The organism is Streptomyces sp. NPDC001381 (assembly GCF_042895685.1).
In the GTDB taxonomy this organism is placed as follows: Bacteria; Actinomycetota; Actinomycetes; order Streptomycetales; family Streptomycetaceae; genus Streptomyces.
The window spans coordinates 521263-541331 of record NZ_JBIAWO010000001.1 but is presented as its reverse complement, the minus strand read 5'-3'; the positions used below and the strand labels follow the sequence as shown (position 1 = coordinate 541331).

The following is a 20069-nucleotide window of genomic DNA, read 5'->3' as shown; positions in this document are numbered from 1 at the left end:
CGGGGCGCGGGACGGAACCGTGCTCTGCCGAGGGCAGAGGGTCAGCGGCCGGTCGGCGGGGTGTACTTGTAGCCGACCCGGCGCACCGTCTGGATGGTCCGGCGGTGTTCCGCGCCCAGCTTGCGGCGCAGCCGCGCGACGTGGACGTCGACCGTGCGGCCGTCGCCGACATGGCCGTAGCCCCAGACCGTGGTGACGAGCTGGTCGCGCGTGTGCACCCGGTTCGGATGCGCCACGAGATGCGCGAGCAGCTCGAACTCCAGGTAGGTGAGGTCGAGTTCCCGCCCGTCCACCTCGGCGGTGCGCTGCACGGGGTCGATGCGCACGAGCGGGTCGGCCGAGCCGGTGTCCGGCGCCGGGACCGGCCGGAACGGCTGTCGCTGGTCCGCCGGGATCAGCACCAGGTAGCCGACCATCTCCGGCCGGCCGGGCAGGGTGGGCAGGCTGTGCTGGGGTGCCGGCAGCCAGGTGGCGCCGGGTGGCAGGAGATCCGTCACGTCCACCACGTCGTCCGGCTGGACGGCCCGCAGCCGGTGCCGGGAGCCGTTCTGGACGGGGTCGGGGAGAGCGGCGGTGGAGAGAGAACGAGTGGTCGCCATGAGAGGTCAGCTCTTTCGCGCGAGGAGTGTCGTCGGAAGGGACGTACGTCGTCTCGCGGCGGCCGAAGGCCGGGGTGTACGGCTTTAGAGGGCCGGCGCGTTCGTCGCGCGGCAACACACCCGGTCGAAGTCGTGGTGCTGACGGGAAGGCCAGAAGGGCTCGAGGTCATGGCGACCCGTCGCGGTGTGCTTCTGGAAGCTGGCCATGAGCATATTGAAGCAGACACCTGCCCGTCACAGGAGCCGTCTCTCACTGCTTGGACGCTTCCTCGGCCTGAAGTCGACGTCCGACGGGCACCCGCGCGGTCGCCGGCGGCACGCGCACGGCATGCGCGAGGGGCGCCCCGCCGGACCGGCGGGGCGCCCCTTCACGAGAGCCGCGGCGCGGATCAGACCTGGCCGGCCTTCTCCAGCGCGGAGCAGCAGGTGTCCACGATCAGGCGGGTCACCAGGTACGGGTCGACGTTGGCGTTCGGACGGCGGTCCTCGATGTAGCCCTTGCCGTCCTTCTCGACCTGCCAGGGGATACGGACCGAGGCGCCGCGGTTGGAGACACCGTAGGAGTACTCGTTCCACGGGGCGGTCTCGTGCAGACCGGTCAGGCGGTCGTCGATGCCGGCGCCGTAGTTCTTGACGTGGTCGAGCGGCTTGGAGCCCTCACCGAGCGACTCGCAGGCGGTGATGATGGCGTCGTAGCCCTCGCGCATCGCCTTGGTGGAGAAGTTGGTGTGCGCGCCGGCGCCGTTCCAGTCGCCCTTGACCGGCTTCGGGTCCAGGGTGGCGGAGATGCCGAAGTCCTCGGCGGTGCGGTAGAGCAGCCAGCGGGCGACCCACAGCTGGTCCGCGACCTCGAGCGGGGCGAGCGGGCCGACCTGGAACTCCCACTGGCCGGGCATGACCTCGGCGTTGATGCCGGAGATGCCGAGGCCGGCGGCCAGGCAGTTGTCGAGGTGGGCCTCGACGACCTCACGGCCGAAGATCTCGTCGGCGCCGACACCGCAGTAGTAGCCGCCCTGGGGGGCCGGGAAGCCGCCCTTGGGGAAGCCGAGCGGGTAGCCGTCCTGGAAGAAGGTGTACTCCTGCTCGATGCCGAAGATCGGCTCCTGGGACGCGAACTTGGTGGCGACCTCGGTGAGCGCGGCACGGGTGTTGGACTCGTGCGGCGTCATGTCGATGTTCAGGACCTCGCACAGGACGAGGATGTCGTCGCCGCCGCGGATCGGGTCGGGGCAGGTGAAGACCGGCTTGAGGACGCGGTCCGAGGCGTGGCCCTCGGCCTGGTTCGTGGAGGACCCGTCGAAGCCCCAGATCGGCAGCGCGTCCAGACCGGCGGGCTCACCCGCGATGATCTTGGTCTTGGAGCGGAGCTTGGCGGTCGGCTGGGTGCCGTCGATCCAGATGTACTCAGCCTTGAAGGTCACGGGCCACTTCCTTCGGGGGTGTGTCTGACGCACTTGCGGGTGCTGCGGCGCTGCGGCACTGGGGCGCCGCGGGTGTTTGCCCGGAAGCTTGTCAACAGGCGATTTCCCGATCATTGCTCGAATGTGAACCCCGTGTTACCTGGTGGTTCTGTGCTGCGGCTCACCTTGTGAGGGCATGCGCCGGGTCCCGAGTCACCGTTCGCGGGAGCAGACACGACGGCGGCCCGTGTCCCCCCGCGCGCTCGTATGCGATGGGAGTGCGGGGCGTGCAAGGGGGTAGGGCAGGCGGGGAAGCGGGGGCGCGCCGCCGTCAGCCGGCCTCGGCCGCCGCCTCGCGCACCCCCTCCAGGAAGCCGTGGATCGCGGCGCGCTCGCGCTCGTCGTAGCCGCGCAGCAGGTCCACCACCTGGCCGATGAGCGGGCCGAAGAAGGACCGGCCGAGCTCGACCGCCCGCTCGTCCACCTCCACGACGACCCTGCGCCGGTCCGTCGCGCTCCGCACCCGCCGGACGTGGCCGGCCCGCTCCAGCCGGTCCACGAGGGCGGTCGTCCCCGCCGAGTTCAGCCCGAGCGCGGCCCCGAGCCGCCCCGCCGTCATCTCCTCGGCCGCCCGTCGCGCGTCCATGAGCGCGATCAGGGCCCGTACGTCCGTCGGGTGCATACCGTTGCGGTTCGCGAACCGGGCGCTGTGCAGGCCGAGTTCCACGGCCACCGCGCGCAGGAGGTGGACGGTCCGCAGCTCCGGGTCCTCGGTCGCCATGCGCCTGTCCTTTCCGTCGTGTTCATCTCGCTCGCCATGTATCTTGCTCAGCGAGATAATAGGGGAGGTCTCATGGGCACGTACGACGACGACGCATTCCAGGCCGCCTACGACAAGGTCATGGCCAAGTGGCCGGCGGACCGGGAGGCGGTCACCGTCCCCACTCCGTTCGGCCCGACGCACGTCAACGTCTGCGGGCCGCGTGACGCGCCCGCGCTGCTGCTCCTGCCCGGGGGCGGCGGGGCGACCTCGGCGTCATGGTTCGCGCAGGCGGCCGATCTGGCCCGGGTCCGGCGGGTGTACGCCGTCGACCTGCCCGGGGCGGCGGGGCGCACCCGGGTGCGCGGGGTGCGCGACGTCGCCGCGCTGGGGGACTGGCTGGACGCGGTGCTGACGGGCCTGGGCGTCGGGCGGGCGGATGTGGGCGGGCACTCCTACGGCGCCTGGACCGCCCTGCACTACGCCCTGCGCGCGCCGGAGCGTGTACGCCGCCTGTTCCTCCTCGACCCGACCCGGTGTTTCGGCGGGTTCGAGACGGCGTATCTGCTCCGCGCGCTGCCGATGCTGCTGCGGCCCACCCCGCGCCGGGTGCGGGCCTTCCTGGAATGGGAGACCGGGGGAGCGGTCATGGACCCCGACTGGCTCCGGCTCCAGGAGACCGCCGCGGGCTTCCCCGCCGGACGGCCGGTGACCGGCCCGCGTCCGGCACCGGACGCGCTGCGGTCACTGCGGGTGCGGGTCCTGCTGCTCGTGGCCGCGAACAGCAGGACCCATCCCCGCGCCCGGCTTCGCCCGAGCGGGGGGACCCGTGACACGTACACGGTGACGGCCAGGGCGGAGCGACTGCTGGGGGACGGTGTGGAGACGGTCGTCCTGCCGGACGTCTCCCATCACGCGCTTCCCCAGGCCGCGCCCGCGGACCTGGGCCGCCGCCTCATCTCGTTCCTGGGCGGCTGAGTCTCACCCCACCTTCTCGATCAGGGCCCGGCGGATCAGGAACTTGCCGGGCTCACGGACCTGCTCGAAAGCGGCGTTGTTCAGCAGCGCACAGCTGCCGGAGACCGAGGTCACCTCGACCGTGATGGACTTGTTGTTGTCCAGGTTGGTGACCTTCAGCTTCGTACCCGCCGGGAACTGGTTGCTGGACGCGGCCGGGGCGCCCGCCTCACCGGAGAGCGTGACGGTGGAGCCGTTGCAGACCTGCTGCCCCGAGGCCGCGGCACCGCCGGTTCCCGTGTTCCCGGCGTTCCCGGCGTTGCCCGTGTTCCCCGCGTTGCCGGCCGCGGGGGCGGAGGCCGTCGCGGAGGGGGCCTGCGAGGGCTGGGCCGGCTGCGCCGCCTGGGAGTCCTGAGCCGACTCCCCAACGGCGCACCCCGACGCCTTCTGCTGGACCTTGATCTGCGCGATGACCGCCTCACGGTTGGCGATCCGGGCCGCCGACTGCGCGTCCGGAGCGGCCCGCTGGCCGTCGATGAACTTCTGGTTGTTGCCGAGGGCGGTGGCGAGACCCTGACAGACGTTCGAGTCCGCGGCGGACAGCGTCCGCGGGGTCTGGGCGGCGTTCGAACTGCTCGCCATGGCGAAGGCCCCACCGCCCGCCACCGCCGCCGCGCTGACGAGCAGCGCGATCTTCTTCTTCGTGCCGAGTGTTCTCCTGCGTGACATGCGCGCCTCCTGAAGAGGTAGGGGAGCGTACGCCGCTATGTACGAGATCCCGAACGCGGTTACTCAGCGGTTGCGGGAGTCAATTGGCGTGGCGCGCGTCACAGCGGGCGGGGAGCCGGTCGGGGCAGGCGGGCCGGCGGCGGGTCACCGCGTCCCCGTCCGCCCGTCCTCGTAGGCCACGACCGTGTCATTGACGTGCCGGAGCAACCCCTCGGTCTCGGTGGTGAGTTCGGCCTCCCCGGTCTCCTTGCCGTCCCCCCACTGCCCGTTGGCGAACACCACCGAGCGGACGGTCATCACCCGGCGGAAGACCCCCGCCGAACCGGGCGGCACGGTCGGCAGGCCGGCCTGCGGGGGCGGGTCGAGCGAGACGACCTGATAGGTCACGGGGTCCATCGAGGCCATCATGAACACCCGCGAGGCGTCCTCGACGCGCGCGAAGCTCAGCACGGTGACCGTGATCTGCGAGAGCCGCTCGGCGTCCGTGAACAGAGCCGCCGTCAACCGCGAGCACTCCTCGCCCTGTTCGATCAGCTGGGCGAGCTCCGGTGACATGCCCTCGGCGCAGTCGGTGGTGGTCGCCATGTCCACCCGCGTGTACCGGGAGCCGTCGGGGAGACGGACGTTCGTGGCGGGGAAGGCCTGCTCCGGCCGGATCACCGGACGGGCGAGCAGGGAGGGGAGGGAGCTGGGGGCGTCCGAGGGGAGGCTGACGTCGACGGAGGGCGCGGCCGCCGTGTCCGGCGTCGCCGTGTCCGAGGCGGTGGTGTCCGAGGCGGCCGTGGGCCGTTCGTCGTCGCCGCCGGCGATCATCAGCGCGCCGGCGGCGATGGCGCCGGCGAGCACGACACCGGCCCCGGCGGTCACCGCCCGCCGCGTCCGCCGGCGGCGTATGTGCTCCTGCCGCGCCACGAACGGGGCGTACGGGTCGGACGCGCCGTGCGGGTGGGGGGTGTGCGGGGATGCCTGGCCGTACGGCGAAGGCGGGCCGTAGGGCGAAGGCTGTGTGTAGGGGCCGGGCTGGGCGTGCGGGTCGGGCTGGGTGGGCGGGATTCCTTGATCACCGAAGGTCATGGCGGCGGAGGGTAACAGCGGTTCGTGCCCCGGCTCCCGTCACCGGACGAACCGCTGCCCACCCGACTATCGGGACAGAGCATCCCGTACGGCCTCGTCGGTGCGCGCCACCACCGCCGTGCCGTCGTCGGCCGTGATGATCGGGCGCTGGATGAGCCGGGGATGCTCGGCGAGGGCGGCGATCCAGCGCCCGCGCGACCCGGCGTCCCGCGCCCACTCCTTGAGCCCCAGTTCCTTCGCCGCCGGCTCCTGCGTCCGCGTGATGTCCCACGGCTCCAGCCCGAGCCGGTCGAGCACCTCCCCGATCTCGTCCTCGCCCGGCACGTCCTCCAGGTACCGGCGAACCGTGTAGCTCGCCCCCTCGGCGTCGAGAAGCGTGAGCGCGCTGCGGCACTTCGAACAGGCCGGATTGATCCAGATCTCCATGCCGTCCACGGTAGTGGCCCCGGCGGGGGCGCCGGACGGGGCGATGGTCGGAGCGGGGGCCCGAGGGATGCTCTGTTCGAATATTCAGCGCCTCGTGCACCTCTCGTGAACCTGGTGTGACATGGCGCCAATTTCCTTTCCCACCTGGGCATTTGCCGACGGTGCGCACTCCCTGATTGTCAGTGGTGGGCGGTAGACTGTGAGCAGTGTTCGAGAGTTCCGCCGGATGTCCCGGCGGGGTTCTGACCGCGACAGGAGGATGCCTGTGCCCGCTGCCGCACTGAAGCCGAAGCCGTTGCCGACCCAGTCCACCGCGAAGCGTTCCGTTCAGCTCGACCAGCCCTATGTGCCCGTGGCGAAGACGCCGTTGCCGGCCGGACGGCCCCGGGAGTGGTACGTGGCGCACAACCGCCGCCTCAAGGCGATGCGCCTCGCCATAGCGCTGCTCGACCTGGGCGTCCACATGCCGAACCAGGCCCGCAACGAGAAGATCCGCAGCACGGCGGAGCTGATCGGGGTCCACCCGCCGTCGGACACGACGTGCCACATGGTCAGGGCGTTCATGCGCTACAACCGGTGAGCCGGCCGCCGGGTGCCGTCCGCGCGGACGGCACCCGGCGCACCCCCTCTGCCTGCCCGTCCCCCTCGGACCGCCCGTCGTCCGCCCCTCGCCTCAGCCCGCCAACTCCTTCTCCACCGGCGTCCGGAACCGAGGCGTCACCCGGGCGTCGCCCAGCCACCCGGTCATCCGCTCCGCCTCCGCCGCGATCGCCGCCTCGGCCTCCCGGCCGACGCCCTCCCCGGCCAGGATCCGCCAGGCGATCCCGCCGTCCGCCCGCTGGGCCCAGCTCCCCACCACCCGGCCGTTCCACCACACCGTCGGCCCCACGTTGCCGCTGCGGTCGAAGAGGGCGGGCCGCAGCTCCGGCGCCAGATACCAGTCACGGGCCTGCCAGCCCATCGTCGTCGGGTCGAGGCAGGGCAGCAGCGCCGCCCACGGCTCCTCCGGGGCGGCCACCGGATCGACGTCGCCCTCGACGACGTACCCCGTGCCCTCGTCCAGCGTCACCGCCCGCGCGCCGATCGACTTCAGCGCCCGCCGGACGTCGCTCACCTTCCACCCCGTCCACCACTTCAGGTCCCCTTCGGTGGCCGGGCCGCACGCCGTCAGCCAGCGCCGCAGCAGCTCCGCCTGGGCGTGTGCCGGATCCAGCTCGGGATGGGCGGGCGCGAGGGCCCAGCGGAACTGGCTGGACGTCCAGGAGCCCAGCGGGCGGCCCCGGACCACCTTCCCCTCCACGCCCAGCAGCCGCAGCAGCCGGGTCGACACCGTGTGCACCCCCTCGTAGCTCTTCCCGGCCGCGTACGCGAACTGCTCCCGCAGCCGCGGTTCCTCCCGCGCCAGCTCCGTCGCCGTCGCCTGCCCCAGCCGCCCCAGCGCGGCCAGCGTCGACTCCTCGACCTCCTTCAGCCAGGCCGCGTCCGGGGCACCGGCCTTCGCCATGTCGTTCACCAGGGCGGCCCGGGCCCGGGCGGCGACCACGAGGCCGGTCGAGGCGTGCACGACGGCCGTCAGCTCCGTGGGGAACACGAACACCGTGTGCCGCATGCCGTGCATCCGCACCAGCGTCCGGTCGCCGTACAGTGCCCGCTCCGTCTCCGGCACCGCCCGCGCCGGCTCCCCCAGCCGGGCCCCGACCGCCAGATACACCGTCGCCGGGTCCGTGCCGTGCAGGGCGACGAGGGACGCGGCCACCGCCTCGGGCGTCGCCGCCCGCCCCGCCGGGGTCAGCCGGTGCCGCAGGGCCAGCCGGGCCCGCCGCTCCGCCCCGTCGATGTACCGAGTCTGCTCACCCATCACGGCCTCCGCCCCGTCGTCACCGGTCCCTGACCGCATCCTCCCCGACGCCACTGACAACCGGCCCGCTCCGTACGGGTCACCCGTTCGCCGTACCCGGCGTGCGGGCCTCCCCGGGCCGTCCTTCACTGCGAACAGAGGCCCGGTGGTGGTGCGTACGAGTCGGGAGGCCGACGTGGTACGGAGACGACGCAGATGAACGCCCCCCGCGCCTTCGGCGCTCCCGGCACTCCCGCCGAACGGGCCCGGCGCGGCAAGGAGGCCCGTAAGCGCCTTGCCCGGTCCGCGCACGCCGGATGGACGCCCCCGGTCGACCGGGACGATCCCGTGGCCGTGCTCGAACGGCAGGGCCGCGACCGGCTGCCCGAACTGCTGCCGGTCCGCTACGGGCGCATGACCGCCTCGCCGCTCGCCTTCCTGCGCGGAGCCGCCGCCGTGATGGCCGCCGACCTGGCCGCCCGGCCGCACACCGGGCTGACCGTCCAGCTGTCCGGCGACGCCCATCTGCTCAACTTCGGGCTGTACGCCTCCCCGGAGCGGTCCCTGCTCTTCGACCTCAACGACTTCGACGAGACGTTTCCCGGCCCCTTCGAGTGGGACGTCCAGCGCCTCGCGGCCTCCGTCGCCGTGGCGGCCCGCGAGAACGGCCACCCCGAGGCCAGGGTGCGGTCCGCCACCGTGGAGGCCGTCGCCGCCTACCGCGGGGCGATACGGCGGCTGGCCCGGCTCGGCGAACTCGCCGTCTGGTACGAGCGCATCGACGCCGAACGGCTGCTGCCCCTGGTGCGCTCCGCCCGCCGGCGCCGCCGCGCCGAGGCCAGCCTGACCCGCGCCCGCCGCCGCACCAGCCTTCAGGCCCTCGGCAGACTCACCGAACACGTCGACGGACGCCGGCGCATCATCCACGACCCGCCGCTGCTCCAGCCCGCGGGCGTGTCCGACTCCGCCGCCCTGCGCAAGATCTTCAGCGACTACCGCTCCACCCTCTCCGAGGAACGCCGGCTGCTCCTCGACCGCTACCGCTTCGTCGACGCCGCCCGCAAGGTCGTCGGCGTCGGCAGCGTCGGTCTGCGCTGCTTCATCGTGCTGCTCGCCGGACGGGACGCCGACGACCCGCTGTTCCTGCAGATCAAGGAGGCCCGGGCGTCCGTCCTGGAGGCCCATCTGCCCAGCGGGCCGTACCTCCATCCCGGCCACCGGGTCGTCGCCGGTCAGCGGCTCCTCCAGGCGGCGAGCGACATCTTCCTCGGGTGGATGACCGGCCCCCAGGGGCGCGCCTACTACTGGCGGCAACTGCGGGACATGAAGGGCTCCGCCGACGTCGTCGGCATGACCCCCGGCGAGCTCACGGCGTACGCGCGCCTGTGCGGCAGCGCCCTGGCCCGCGCCCACGCCCGCTCCGGCGACCGGATCGCCATCGCCGGCTACCTCGGCGGCGCCGACACCTTCGAACGCGCCGTCGCCGACTTCGCCCTCGCCTACGCCGACCGGACGGCCGCCGACCACGCGGCGCTGGGCGCGGCGGTCGCGGCCGGGGTGGTCACCGCGGCGCCCGACGTGTGAGGCCGGTGCCGCCACGCCCGCGGAAAAGGAGATGCACGGTGAGTGACCGGCTCCCTACGCTGAACGGCATGGGCACCATCGTCATATCCGGGACCTTCGTCCTGGTCGTCCTGGGATTCGGAAACCCCCTCTACTGGCTCGCCGCCGTCGCCCTGCTCTACGTGTACGTGCAGTACGGGCGCGGCTCCTCGTCCTCGTCCTCGTCCTCGTCCTCGGCCCCCGCGCCGGGGCCCGCCCCGGGCCCGGGGGCCGCGCCGACGACGTACAAGGCCTACCGTGCGCGCCGGGACCTGCAGACCAAGTGGGAGCGCCGCTACGCGCGCGAGCGCAGCGGAAAGTAGCGCAAGGCCGGCTCAGAGGCCGGGCGCTCCCCACACGGGGAACCAGCGGCTCAGGTCCGGCTCGATCCGCAGGTCGTCCGTCAGGGCCGCCTTCACCTGGAGCTCCAGCGCGTTGTCGCGCCGCTGCCCCCGCTCGGGCAGCGGCGCGAACGGGTAGAAGGTGCCGCGCTTGTAGAGGTAGACCAGGGCGAGCGGCCGGCCGGCGGGGTTGACGAAGCCGGCCAGGGAACACAGCAGTTGCGGCCCGAAGCCGTTGACCTCCATCGCGCTGTTCACCGCGTGCAGATCGTTGACGAGGGCGGACAGCTCGTCGGGGGTGCGGGAGGACAGCAGCCAGGAGTAGCCGTAGTCGTCACGCAGGAGCCCGACCGGGGGACCGGTGCGCTCGGCGTCCGCGTCGAGGAGGGCCTGGACCTCGCGGTGCGTCTGCTCGAAGGCGGCGCCCTCGACGGTCGCGAAGCAGACGGCACCCTGGCCGGTCGGGGTGAACCCGGTCGCCGCCTCCAGCGTCACCGCCGCCGACGGCAGCGCGAACAGCCGGTCCAGGTCGGGCGTGACCGCCCTCGTCCGGCCGAGCAGGATGTCCAGCAGCCCCATCCGTCAGCCTGCCTTCCCGGGCGTGGCCGCCTCGCCCAGCTCGCCGGAGATCCGGCCCAGCTGGTCGAGCCGCTGCTCCAGGCTCGGGTGGGTGGAGAAGTACCGTTCGATGCCGGGCTCCTTGCCGGTCGCCGGGGTGAAGTAGAAGGCGTTGAACGCCTGGGCGGTGCGCAGGTCCTTCGTCGGGATCCGCGCGATGTCACCGGAGACCTTCGTCAGCGCCGAGGCCAGCGCCGAGGGACGGCCGGTGAGCAGCGCCGCGGCACGGTCGGCGGCCAGCTCCCGGTAGCGGGACAGGGCCCTGATCAACAGGAAGCTGATCGCGTACACGGCGGCCGAGACCCCCATCACCGCGGCGAAGACGGCGGCGGTGTTCTGGTCCCTGCGCCCGCCGCCGAACAGCTGCGAGTAGAAGGCGAACCGCACGATCAGCCCGGCGATCACCCCGAGGAAGGACGCGACCGTGATGACGGCGACGTCCTTGTGCGCCACGTGCGACAGCTCGTGCGCCAGCACACCCTCCAGCTCCGCCGGCTCCAGCCGCCGCAGCAGCCCCGTCGTCACGCACACCACCGCGTTGGCGGGATTGCGCCCGGTCGCGAACGCGTTGGGCATGTCCATATCGGACACGGCGACGACCGGCTTGGGCATGTCCGACAGGGCGCACAGCCGGTCCACGACCGCATGCAGCTCGGGATACTCCTCCCGCTCCACGACCCGGCCGCGCATCGCGAACAGGGCGATCCGGTCGGAGAACCAGAACTGCGCGACGAACATGGCGGCCACCAGCACCACGACCAGCAGCCACGACCTCAGCAGCACGATCAACGCGGCGACGAACGCCACGTACAGCAACCCGAGCAGAAACATGGTGACCGTCATCCGCACGGTCAGCCCCCGGTCGCTCCGGAAACGGCTCCGCATCTGCATCACCTCAGGCAGTCAGGCACTCGCCCCACTGCAAGTGTGCACCCGCCGCCTCCCATGAACGGGTCCCGAACGGCCCTGGTACCAGCAAAAAAGGTCCCCGTTCTCAGTACGGCGCCTGGAAGCGCGCGTAGCCCAGGACCAGGATCACCGCCGCCACGCAGCCCAGCACGATCGTCGTCGACACCCAGGACGATCTGCGGGGCGCGGCCGGCCCCGGGTCGCCGCGGAACGGGACCGGTTCCGGTGGGTTCTCCTTCCAGCGGGCGGCCAGCATGCGGGCCCGGGCCGAGGGCTCCTTGTGCGCGGCCTGGTCGGCCCACGTGAGGTCGAACTCCCGCTGGTCGTCGTCCTGTTCGGGCATCCCCGTCTCCCCCTGTTGCCTGTTCTCGAACAGCAGTGCCAGAAACGATACGACGGCGCCCCCGTCCTGAGAAACAGGAATCGGGGGCTCCGACGGAAACCGTCGCGTGAACACGGCATGCACGCCTTGCGGCACTGCGCATCGGTGCTGCTTCGACTCCGGGGAGAACGCGGCCGACGGCCCGGAGACGGCCCAGGGGAGCGCTTACCCGCTCTGACCTGGGGCGATATCGCACGTCGGATCGGAGAAGTGAGCTACGGGCCACCAGCGACCGGGCCCTCAGCGCGGTGTGTGGTCGTGGGCGAGGGCGTTCTCGCGCAGGTTCGGTTCCTGCCGGAGTGTTCGGGTGAACCATGCGCCGTAGCGGTCCCCCAAGAAGGGAGCCGAGGCTCCGTGGAGGATGACGCTCAGGCTGACGGTCACAGCGATGACCCTGCTCAGCAGCGTTCCCCCGGGCAGGTGTTCTTCGAGGGCGAGCAGGCCGAACACGAGGGAGGCGAGCCCGCGCGGACCGAACCAGCCGATGTAGGCCACGGAGGTGGCGCGCAGCCCGGTGCCGATCAGCGCGAGAGCGACCGGCAGCATCCGGAGGACGGTGAGGCTGAGCAGCGCGTAGACGACCATCCGCCACGTCAGGTGCTGGAGCGTCGGTCCGAGGATGACCGCGCCGAAGACGAGGAAACTCAGCGAGGAGAGCAGCAGGCCGAGCCGTTCGGTGAACCTCGTGCTCTGCGCTGGATCCGAGTCCTGGGGACTGAGACCCAGACCGGTGGGCGTCCTGCGCAGGTGGACGCCGAAGGCCAGGCCGGCGGCCCAGGAACCGATGAAGCCGCTTCCCTCGCCCATGAGGCACAGCGCGTAGGTGACGGCCGGAACGGCGAGGACCAGGAACTGCCGCCAGTCGGAGCTGCTCCACCCGCGGGCCAGGGACCAGCGCAACAGGCTCGCCCCGGCCCAGCCGGCCGCGATGCCGATCGCGCCGCTCAGCAGCAGTGCCCGCAGGAACGTCTCGACCACACCCGGATAACCGTGGCCCTCACCCGCCGCCGCGAGTGCCAGCACGAAGAACGGAAGCGCCAGACCGTCGTTCAGACCGGACTCCACCGTCAGGCCGCCGCGGACCAGGGGCGGCACCCGCTTGTTGGAGAAGGCCTGCTGTCCCAGCGCGGCGTCCGTCGGCGCCAGGATGATGGCGGCCAGGGCCAGCTCCCACACACCCAGGCCGGGGAGCAGGGGCCAGGCCGCCAGCCACCCCAGAGCCATCGTGGCCGGCAGGCCCACCGCGAGCAGCCGCAGCGGCAGGAACTCCTCCCGGCGCAGGTCCCGGGCCCTGATTCCCGCCGCGTCCGCGAACAGCAGGAGCACCAGCGCGCTCTCCAGCAGCGTCCGCGTGACCTCGGGATCCTTCGCGCGGTCCAGCAAATCCAGGCCCAGCGGGCCGATCGCCACACCTACGAGCATGAACACCAACGGTCCCGAGAGCACCGTGGTCGACAGGCGCCGCGAGAGCATCGCGTAGCCGATGACCACGCCCCCGGCGGCCACGACGGCCCAGCCGTTCATCCGCACTCCTCACATCGGACATCCGTCGTCGCCGGGGCGGCTGCGCCAGGGACAGCGAGACGGGTTTCCGGCACGTCCTCTCACCTCACGCGGAGACACGAAGCCTGACCTTACGTCGCGTCCGGCCGGGCCCCCGGAAACCTTGGGCCGAACCCGCCCGGCCCGGCTCGGTCGGCCCAACGGCCGTCGGCGATCGGCTTCGCCGTGGCGCGACCCCGCCGACCGGAACCGCTTCCGATGAACGCCCTGCTCACCTGGTGTCGGCACCGTGTGACAATCGGAGTCGACTGGTGTTTTGTGCACAAGTGAGGTGGTCTCCATGGCGGTGACGGTGCCGGTGGGCGATGCCCGGGTCGCCGCGGTGCGTGCCGCTCTGGAGCCCTTCGGATGGCAGTCGTTCACGGCCGAGCTGGTCTGCCGCCGTGCGGTGGCCGCCATGGACGGTGGGCAGGCATTTCCCCGCCCACGTGGTCCGCGGAACGGGCGCGGCCCGCAGGACGAACTCGCCGAAGCGCTGGTGGAGGTCCTGAGGGCCTGCCGGTGGCGGTCGCTCACCGTCGACGGTCTGAGCCGGCTGCTGGTGGGCGCCGCGGAGATCTGGCGACACGAGCGGGCCTGGTTCGACATCCGGCTGGGCCTGCTGCTGGACGGCATCGGCTGACCACCAGCAGGCCCGGCCGGGCCCTCACTGCCGGGCCATGTGCATGCGCATCTCGCTCGGCGCGTCGACGATCAGGTCGCCGGACAGGTCGACGGTCACGCCGTGCAGGGTGCCGGTGAACCGGAACGGCGCCCGGTAGTCGGCGGTGACGGCCGATCCGGGGTTCGCGCCGCAGCACATGCCGCCCGGGTTGAAGGCGACCGGGGTCGTGAACGGCATGTCGATCTCGCCGACCAGGCGGTCGTCGACGTAGAGCTGAGCGCGGCCGGGCGAGCCCTTGCCCGCCGCGATGTCCGGGCTGCCGGTCGGCTCGAACTCGAAGCGCAGCGTGTGACGGCCCTCGGGGACGGATTCGCCCGACGCCACGTGGTGCAGTGTGCGGTGGACGTAGTTGTGGGCGTAGTGCAGACGGTTGTCCTTGACGTAGAAGGACCAGCCTCCGGCGTTGGTGCCCTGGCACAGCAGCACGCCCTCGGCGCCGCCGGGCGGGATCTCCACGTCGGCGGTGATGCTGTGCGGGCGGTTGAGGACCCGGGGAGCGACGGCGGCCGGCAGGACCTGCGTGTCGGGGCGGAAGGTGTAGCTGGTCCGGGCCTGGGTGATCTGCGGCCGTTCGAGCATCATGCGTTCGAGGGCGCTGCCGTCGATCGGCAGCACGTTGTACTTGCCGGCCTCGACGTACCACAGGGCGATCATCTCGATCAGTTTGCTGCGGTGTTCCTCGGCGAGGTCGCGGGTCTCGGCGACGTCTTCTTCGACGTGGTAGAGCTCCCAGTGGTGGGCGTCCAGGTCGTCCAGGTCCGTCATGGAGATCGGGGTGCCGAACGGCTTTCCGGCCTCGACGAACGAAGAGCCGGGCCAGGGGCAGACCGCGCGCCAGCCGTTGTGGTCGATCGCCCGGTGTCCGAACATCTCGTAGTACTGGGTGCGGTGTCGGGTCGGGGCGGCGGCGTCGTCGAAGGTGTGCGCGAAGCTGACCCCGTGCAGGGGCGACTGTGTGACGCCCCGGATGGTGGCGGGCGGTTCGACCCCCAGCACGTCGAGCACGGTGGGCACCATGTCGATGATGTGCGCGAACTGGTCGCGGACCTCGCCGCGGGCCTGGATGCCCGCCGGCCAGTGGACCAGGAACGGGTCGCTGACGCCGCCCCGGTAGGTCTCCCGCTTCCAGCGCCGGAACGGCGTGTTTCCCGCCCACGTCCAGCCCCACGGGTAGTGGTTGAACGTCTCGGGGCCGCCGATCTCCTCGATCCGCGCCAGGCTCTCCTCCAGGGGCTCGGGCGCGTTGTTGAAGAACTGCAGTTCGTTGGTCGTGCCGGTGACCCCGCCCTCGGAGCTGGCGCCGTTGTCGGAGACCACCATGACCAGCGTGTTGTCGAACTCGCCGATCTCCTTCAGGAAGGCCATCAGCCGGCCGATGTGGTGGTCGGTGTGGGAGAGGAACCCGGCGAAGACCTCCATCATCCGCGCCGCGAGGCGGCGGGCGTCCGGCGACAGGGACTCCCAGGCCGGCACGTCCGGGTCGTGCGGGGACAGCTGGGAGTCCGCCGGCACGATGCCGAGCTGCTTCTGCCGGTCGAAGGTGCGCTCGCGGTACGCGTCCCAGCCGTCGTCGAAGACGCCCCGGTAGCGGTCCGCCCACTCCTTGGGCACATGGTGCGGGGCGTGCGTCGCGCCGAGGCAGAAGTGCAGGTAGAAGGGCTTGTCCGGGGCGACCTGCTTGGCGTCCGCGATGAACGACATGGCCCGATCGGTCAGGTCCTCGGTCAGGTGATAGCCCTCCTCCGGCGTCGCCGGCTGCTCGACCTGGTGGTTGTCGTACACCAGGTCCGGATACCACTGACTGGTGTCTCCACCCAGGAAGCCGTAGAACCGCTCGAAGCCCCGCCCCAGGGGCCACCGGTCGTACGGCCCCGCGGCCGACTCCTGCTCCGAGGGCATCAGGTGCCACTTGCCGACCATGTACGTGTTGTAGCCGTGCTGGAGCAGCATCTCGGACAGCATCCCGTTCTCGAACGGGATCTGTCCGTTGTAGCCGGGATACCCGGTGGCGAGCTCGGTGATCGACGCCATCCCGTTGGCGTGGTGGTTGCGGCCGGTCACGATGCAGGAGCGCGACGGCGAGCACAGTGCGGTGGTGTGCATGTTGCGGTACAGGAGCCCGCCCGCCGCCAGCGCGTTCAGGCCGGGCGTCTCGATCGGGCTGCCGTAGCAGCCCAGCTGCCCGTACCCGGTGTCGTCCAGCACGATCATCAGCACGTTCGGCGTACCCGGCACTGCCCGTACGGGCTGTGGCCACGCCGGAGTGGACTCGTCGGTCGTCCGGCCGATCACTCCGGGGAACGACCGCCCCGGCTTGTACTCACTCCAGGATGTCTGCGGCATTCCGGGTCTCCGATTCCGCCGGTGCACAACGCTGTCCTGCCGGCACTTGACGTCTCTGAGACATGAGGCACGCGGTGGATCCACCCGCCGGGTCGCCGACCCGTACCGTCCATCCACGAGAAACGCCCTGCGCCGTAGCAGGCGCCTGCCCTGGGCCGTCGAAGGGGCGCCTTCAACGCTAGGCCGGGAAGGATGACGCCGCCATCCGGACAGGCCGCTTGGCCGCCGCGCCCAGGAACCACGCGCCGGAGCTGAGCGACGGCCCGGCCGCAGCCCCGACGACCGATCGTTCGCGGTGCGGGGCCCGAAACAGGCCGTCGGCCGTGTCCTTCCACGCAGGAAGGGCACGGCCGACGGCCCACAGACGGCCCAGGGGAGCGGAAACCCGCTCTGACCTGGGGCGATATCACACGTCGAAGTAGAGCTCGAACTCGTGCGGGTGCGGACGCAGCTGCAGCGGGGCGATCTCGTTCGCGCGCTTGAAGTCGATCCAGGTCTCGATCAGGTCGGACGTGAAGACGTCGCCCGCGAGCAGGAACTCGTGGTCGCGCTCGAGGGAGTCGAGGACGGCCGGGAGCGAGGTCGGGACCTGCGCGACGTTCGCGTGCTCCTCGGGAGCCAGCTCGTAGAGGTCCTTGTCGATCGGCTCGGCCGGCTCGATCTTGTTCTTGATGCCGTCGAGGCCCGCGAGGAGCAGGGCCGAGAAGGCCAGGTACGGGTTGCCGGAGGAGTCGGGCGCGCGGAACTCGACGCGCTTGGCCTTCGGGTTCGAGCCCGTGATCGGGATACGCATGGCGGCGGAGCGGTTGCGCTGCGAGTACACCAGGTTGATCGGCGCCTCGAAGCCCGGGACCAGGCGGTGGTAGGAGTTCACCGTCGGGTTGGTGAAGGCCAGCAGCGACGGGGCGTGCTTGAGGATGCCGCCGATGTAGTAGCGGGCGGTGTCCGACAGGCCCGCGTAACCGGCCTCGTCGTAGAACAGCGGGTCGCCGTTGCTCCACAGGGACTGGTGGACGTGCATGCCCGAGCCGTTGTCACCGAAGATCGGCTTCGGCATGAAGGTCGCGGTCTTGCCGTTGCGCCAGGCCACGTTCTTCACGATGTACTTGAAGAGCTGGAGGTCGTCGGCGGCGGCGAGCAGCGTGTTGAACTTGTAGTTGATCTCGGCCTGGCCGGCGGTGCCCACCTCGTGGTGCTGGCGCTCGACCTTCAGACCCTGCTTGTCCAGCTCCAGGGAGATCTCGGCGCGCAGGTCGGCGAAGTGGTCGACCGGCGGGACCGGGAAGTAGCCGCCCTTGTAGCGGACCTTGTAACCACGGTTGTCCTCGAGGGCGCCGGTGTTCCAGGCGCCGGCCTCGGAGTCGATGTGGTAGAAGCTCTCGTTCGCGCTGGTGGCGAAGCGCACGGAGTCGAAGACGTAGAACTCGGCCTCGGGGCCGAAGTACGCGGTGTCCGCGATACCGGTCGACGCGAGGTACGCCTCGGCCTTCTTCGCCACGTTGCGCGGGTCACGGGAGTACTGCTCGCCCGTGATCGGGTCGTGGATGAAGAAGTTGATGTTGAGGGTCTTGTCGCGGCGGAACGGGTCCACCCGCGCGGTCGACAGGTCGGCGCGCAGAGCCATGTCGGACTCGTGGATGGCCTGGAAGCCGCGGATCGACGAACCGTCGAAGGCGAGCTCCTCGTCCGGGTCGAACGCCTCGACGGGCACCGTGAAGTGCTGCATGACGCCCGGCAGGTCGCAGAAGCGGACGTCGACGAACTTGACGTCCTTGTCCGCGATGAACTTCTTGGCCTCGTCGGCGTTCTGGAACATCCAGCTCCTCCTACTCCCGGCCGTTCCCGTGCCGGGGTGGTAGTTCGTTCGTGCGGCCAGTGCGGTGGCACACGCTGACCTCGACCCTAGGGACGGGTGATTTCTCTGGCGTGACCCATTTGTTTCGCCCAAGTTAACCGGACTCCGTCCGATTCCCCCACCTGTCCGTATCGCGAAACGGGGGCAGTACCGTGGACGCGTGGACAAGAGGGAAGCAATCGGATCGTGGCTCTCGGGCCCCCGCGCGGCCGCCGAGGACGCCGGAGTCGACTTCGGATACAGGGGCGAACAACTCGGTCTGCCGGAGGAGGGACCGGGCTCGATCGCCCGCCCGGGCCGGCGGCTCGGGGCGCTGGCCGTGGACTGGGGCCTGTGCCTGCTGATCGCATACAGCTTGATCACCGACGGCTACACCCCTTCCACCAGCAACTGGACCCTGCTGGTCTTCCTGGTCGTGAGCCTGCTCACGGTCGGTACGCTCGGCTTCACCCCCGGCAAGCGTCTCTTCGGTCTGCGGGTGGTGTCGGTGGAGACCGGCGCCGTGCGGCCGCTGGGCGCGCTGATCCGCACGGTCCTGCTGTGCCTGGCGATCCCGGCCCTGGTCTGGGACCGGGACGGGCGGGGGCTGCACGACCGGCTGGCCCGCACGGTCGAGGTGCGCATCTAGGGGGTGTTTCGAAAGTCCCGCACAGCACCCACGGCGCCCGGCACGCACCCTCGCCGCACCGGACGAAGACCCAAGCAGCTCCGCTACGAGGGTCTTCGTCCGGCACGCCGAGGGCACGCACCGAACACCGCGGGCACCGCACAGGACTTTCGAAACACCCCCTAGCACGGCGGCGACCACGGCGACGTGTACGACGAGGGGGCGCCCGGTGATCACCGGGCGCCCCCTCGTCGTACACGTGGGTGCGAGGTCAGCGAGCCTTGGGCCCGCCCTTCGGCAGGCGCATCCCCTTGGGCATGGGCCCCTTCGGGAGCGGCATGTTGCTCATCAGGTCGCCCATCGCGCGCAGCCGGTCGTTGGTCGCCGTGACCTGCGGGCCGGTGAGGACGCGGGGGAACTTGAGCAGGGTGGTCCGCAGCTTCTTCAGCTCGGTCTGGCCCTCGCCCGTGCCGACGATCACGTCGTGCACGGGGACGTCCGCGACGATGCGGTTCATCTTCTTCTTCTCGGCGGCCAGGAGGCCCTTCACCCGGTTCGGGTTGCCCTCGGCGACCAGCACGATGCCCGCCTTGCCGACGGCGCGGTGCACCACGTCCTGGCTGCGGTTCATCGCCACCGCGGGGGTCGTCGTCCAGCCCCGGCCGATGTTGTCGAGCACGGCCGCGGCGGCGCCCGGCTGGCCCTCCATCTGACCGAAGGCGGCCCGCTCGGCCCGGCGTCCGAACACGATCGCCGTCCCGAGGAAGGCGAGCAGGAAACCCAGGATGCCCAGGTAGACCGGGTGGCCGATCAGGAAACCGATCGCGAGAAAGACACCGAAGATGAGGAGGAAGACTCCCGCGAGCACGAGGCCGATCGTCTTGTCGGCCTTGCGGGTCATCTTGTACGTCAGGGCGATCTGCTTCAGTCGCCCGGGGTTCGCGGCGTCCGCCGCGCTGTCACTTCTCGCCATGCCACGAAGTCTACGTGGCCCCGGAAGTGCCCACGACGGCAGTGTCCGGGAGGGGGGGACGGGAAGGGCGTGGGGGTGGGGAGGGGGTGGAGCGTGGTGGAGCGGGGTCGGTCAGGAGGTGCGGGCGGGGCCGACCGCTTCGAAGACGCGCTGCGCCTCGACACGGTCCTTGGCGCGACGGCGGTCCTCCAGCACGGAGGTCCAGGCGTTGCGGCGGGCGGTGCGCTGTCCGCTGCTCATGAGCAGCGACTCGACGGCGCGCAGGGCGGTGGTGAAGGACGGGATCGCGGTGGCGCGAACGGGCGCGGCCTGCATGGTGGAAGTCCCCCTCGGCGGCTTCGGGTGGGTTCTACGTGGTGTGATACCAGCGTCACTGTTTGGTGTTACCAGGGCGTGACCGACCGGTCAAACGCCCATGAAGCCTTGATGC

General features: G+C 71.3%; 21 protein-coding genes. 6 read left to right on the top strand and 15 right to left on the bottom strand.

Translation table 11 applies throughout. The features are described from left to right. Positions 1 to 41 precede the first annotated feature (41 nt). The 3 genes from ACFY2L_RS02460 to ACFY2L_RS02450 form a co-directional block, all read right to left on the bottom strand. The gene (locus ACFY2L_RS02460) at positions 42 to 599 is read right to left on the bottom strand and encodes a winged helix-turn-helix domain-containing protein (RefSeq protein ID WP_390655721.1); all 558 of its coding nucleotides are present in this window, start codon (positions 597 to 599) and stop codon (positions 42 to 44) included. Between the two features lie 389 nt (positions 600 to 988). Further along, entirely contained in the window at positions 989 to 2020 is a 1032-nt protein-coding gene (gene glnII / locus ACFY2L_RS02455; RefSeq protein WP_390655722.1) for a glutamine synthetase, read from the bottom strand. A 310-nt stretch (positions 2021 to 2330) separates the two neighbouring features. Further along, a complete protein-coding gene (locus ACFY2L_RS02450) occupies positions 2331 to 2780 on the bottom strand; it encodes a MarR family winged helix-turn-helix transcriptional regulator (RefSeq protein ID WP_390655723.1) in 450 nt (149 codons plus the stop codon). Positions 2781 to 2852: 72 nt separating this feature from the next. Here ACFY2L_RS02450 and ACFY2L_RS02445 point away from each other — a divergent pair, with 72 nt between their 5' ends. Further along, positions 2853 to 3737: an alpha/beta fold hydrolase gene (locus ACFY2L_RS02445; RefSeq protein ID WP_390821280.1), complete on the top strand. Its 885-nt coding sequence runs from the start codon at positions 2853 to 2855 to the stop codon at positions 3735 to 3737. Between the two features lie 3 nt (positions 3738 to 3740). Here ACFY2L_RS02445 and ACFY2L_RS02440 read toward each other — a convergent pair whose 3' ends face one another. From ACFY2L_RS02440 to ACFY2L_RS02430, 3 genes are all read right to left on the bottom strand, one after another. Further along, positions 3741 to 4445 (bottom strand): hypothetical protein, encoded by a 705-nt coding sequence (locus tag ACFY2L_RS02440; RefSeq protein WP_390655725.1) that lies wholly within the window; start codon positions 4443 to 4445, stop codon positions 3741 to 3743. Between the two features lie 144 nt (positions 4446 to 4589). Further along, positions 4590 to 5519, bottom strand: a complete 930-nt coding sequence (locus ACFY2L_RS02435) for a hypothetical protein (protein ID WP_390821279.1) — start codon at positions 5517 to 5519, stop codon at positions 4590 to 4592. A gap of 66 nt (positions 5520 to 5585) precedes the next feature. Then, positions 5586 to 5945 carry an arsenate reductase family protein gene (locus tag ACFY2L_RS02430; RefSeq protein ID WP_390655727.1) on the bottom strand — a complete coding sequence of 120 codons (360 nt, stop codon included), beginning with the start codon at positions 5943 to 5945 and terminating at the stop codon, positions 5586 to 5588. Between the two features lie 265 nt (positions 5946 to 6210). Between ACFY2L_RS02430 and ACFY2L_RS02425 the strand changes: the two genes are divergently transcribed. After that, entirely contained in the window at positions 6211 to 6525 is a 315-nt protein-coding gene (locus ACFY2L_RS02425; RefSeq protein ID WP_390655728.1) for a hypothetical protein, read from the top strand. Between the two features lie 93 nt (positions 6526 to 6618). Here the strand turns inward: ACFY2L_RS02425 and ACFY2L_RS02420 are convergent, their stop codons facing one another. Beyond that, a complete protein-coding gene (locus ACFY2L_RS02420; RefSeq protein ID WP_390821278.1) occupies positions 6619 to 7803 on the bottom strand; it encodes a winged helix DNA-binding domain-containing protein in 1185 nt (394 codons plus the stop codon). A gap of 195 nt (positions 7804 to 7998) precedes the next feature. Here ACFY2L_RS02420 and ACFY2L_RS02415 point away from each other — a divergent pair, with 195 nt between their 5' ends. Both ACFY2L_RS02415 and ACFY2L_RS02410 read left to right on the top strand, forming a co-directional pair. Next, the gene (locus ACFY2L_RS02415) at positions 7999 to 9366 is read left to right on the top strand and encodes a DUF2252 domain-containing protein (protein ID WP_390655730.1); all 1368 of its coding nucleotides are present in this window, start codon (positions 7999 to 8001) and stop codon (positions 9364 to 9366) included. Between the two features lie 68 nt (positions 9367 to 9434). Beyond that, a complete protein-coding gene (locus ACFY2L_RS02410; RefSeq protein WP_390655731.1) occupies positions 9435 to 9707 on the top strand; it encodes a hypothetical protein in 273 nt (90 codons plus the stop codon). Positions 9708 to 9719: 12 nt separating this feature from the next. Here ACFY2L_RS02410 and ACFY2L_RS02405 read toward each other — a convergent pair whose 3' ends face one another. From ACFY2L_RS02405 to ACFY2L_RS02390, 4 genes are all read right to left on the bottom strand, one after another. After that, positions 9720 to 10304, bottom strand: coding sequence for a hypothetical protein (locus ACFY2L_RS02405; RefSeq protein ID WP_390655732.1), 585 nt, complete (start codon positions 10302 to 10304; stop codon positions 9720 to 9722). Between the two features lie 3 nt (positions 10305 to 10307). After that, positions 10308 to 11228: a zinc metalloprotease HtpX gene (gene htpX / locus ACFY2L_RS02400; RefSeq protein ID WP_390655733.1), complete on the bottom strand. Its 921-nt coding sequence runs from the start codon at positions 11226 to 11228 to the stop codon at positions 10308 to 10310. A gap of 109 nt (positions 11229 to 11337) precedes the next feature. Then, positions 11338 to 11595 (bottom strand): hypothetical protein, encoded by a 258-nt coding sequence (locus tag ACFY2L_RS02395; protein ID WP_390655734.1) that lies wholly within the window; start codon positions 11593 to 11595, stop codon positions 11338 to 11340. 279 nt (positions 11596 to 11874) lie between these two features. Then, positions 11875 to 13158, bottom strand: coding sequence for a cation:proton antiporter (locus ACFY2L_RS02390; protein WP_390821277.1), 1284 nt, complete (start codon positions 13156 to 13158; stop codon positions 11875 to 11877). Between the two features lie 319 nt (positions 13159 to 13477). Between ACFY2L_RS02390 and ACFY2L_RS02385 the strand changes: the two genes are divergently transcribed. Then, positions 13478 to 13819, top strand: coding sequence for a hypothetical protein (locus tag ACFY2L_RS02385; protein ID WP_390655736.1), 342 nt, complete (start codon positions 13478 to 13480; stop codon positions 13817 to 13819). A gap of 24 nt (positions 13820 to 13843) precedes the next feature. On the opposite strand, the gene ACFY2L_RS02380 is transcribed toward ACFY2L_RS02385, so the two are convergent. Beyond that, positions 13844 to 16204 (bottom strand): arylsulfatase, encoded by a 2361-nt coding sequence (locus tag ACFY2L_RS02380; RefSeq protein ID WP_390821276.1) that lies wholly within the window; start codon positions 16202 to 16204, stop codon positions 13844 to 13846. A 406-nt stretch (positions 16205 to 16610) separates the two neighbouring features. Next, positions 16611 to 18020 carry a type I glutamate--ammonia ligase gene (gene glnA, locus ACFY2L_RS02375; protein ID WP_390655738.1) on the bottom strand — a complete coding sequence of 470 codons (1410 nt, stop codon included), beginning with the start codon at positions 18018 to 18020 and terminating at the stop codon, positions 16611 to 16613. A gap of 199 nt (positions 18021 to 18219) precedes the next feature. On the opposite strand from glnA, the gene ACFY2L_RS02370 reads away from it, so the two are divergent. Next, positions 18220 to 18687: an RDD family protein gene (locus ACFY2L_RS02370; RefSeq protein WP_390655739.1), complete on the top strand. Its 468-nt coding sequence runs from the start codon at positions 18220 to 18222 to the stop codon at positions 18685 to 18687. A gap of 250 nt (positions 18688 to 18937) precedes the next feature. Here the strand turns inward: ACFY2L_RS02370 and ACFY2L_RS02365 are convergent, their stop codons facing one another. Both ACFY2L_RS02365 and ACFY2L_RS02360 read right to left on the bottom strand, forming a co-directional pair. After that, positions 18938 to 19639: a DUF4191 domain-containing protein gene (locus ACFY2L_RS02365; protein WP_390655740.1), complete on the bottom strand. Its 702-nt coding sequence runs from the start codon at positions 19637 to 19639 to the stop codon at positions 18938 to 18940. A 111-nt stretch (positions 19640 to 19750) separates the two neighbouring features. Then, complete coding sequence (locus ACFY2L_RS02360) at positions 19751 to 19954, bottom strand: hypothetical protein (protein ID WP_390655741.1); 204 nt, start codon at positions 19952 to 19954, stop codon at positions 19751 to 19753. Positions 19955 to 20069: the final 115 nt, after the last annotated feature.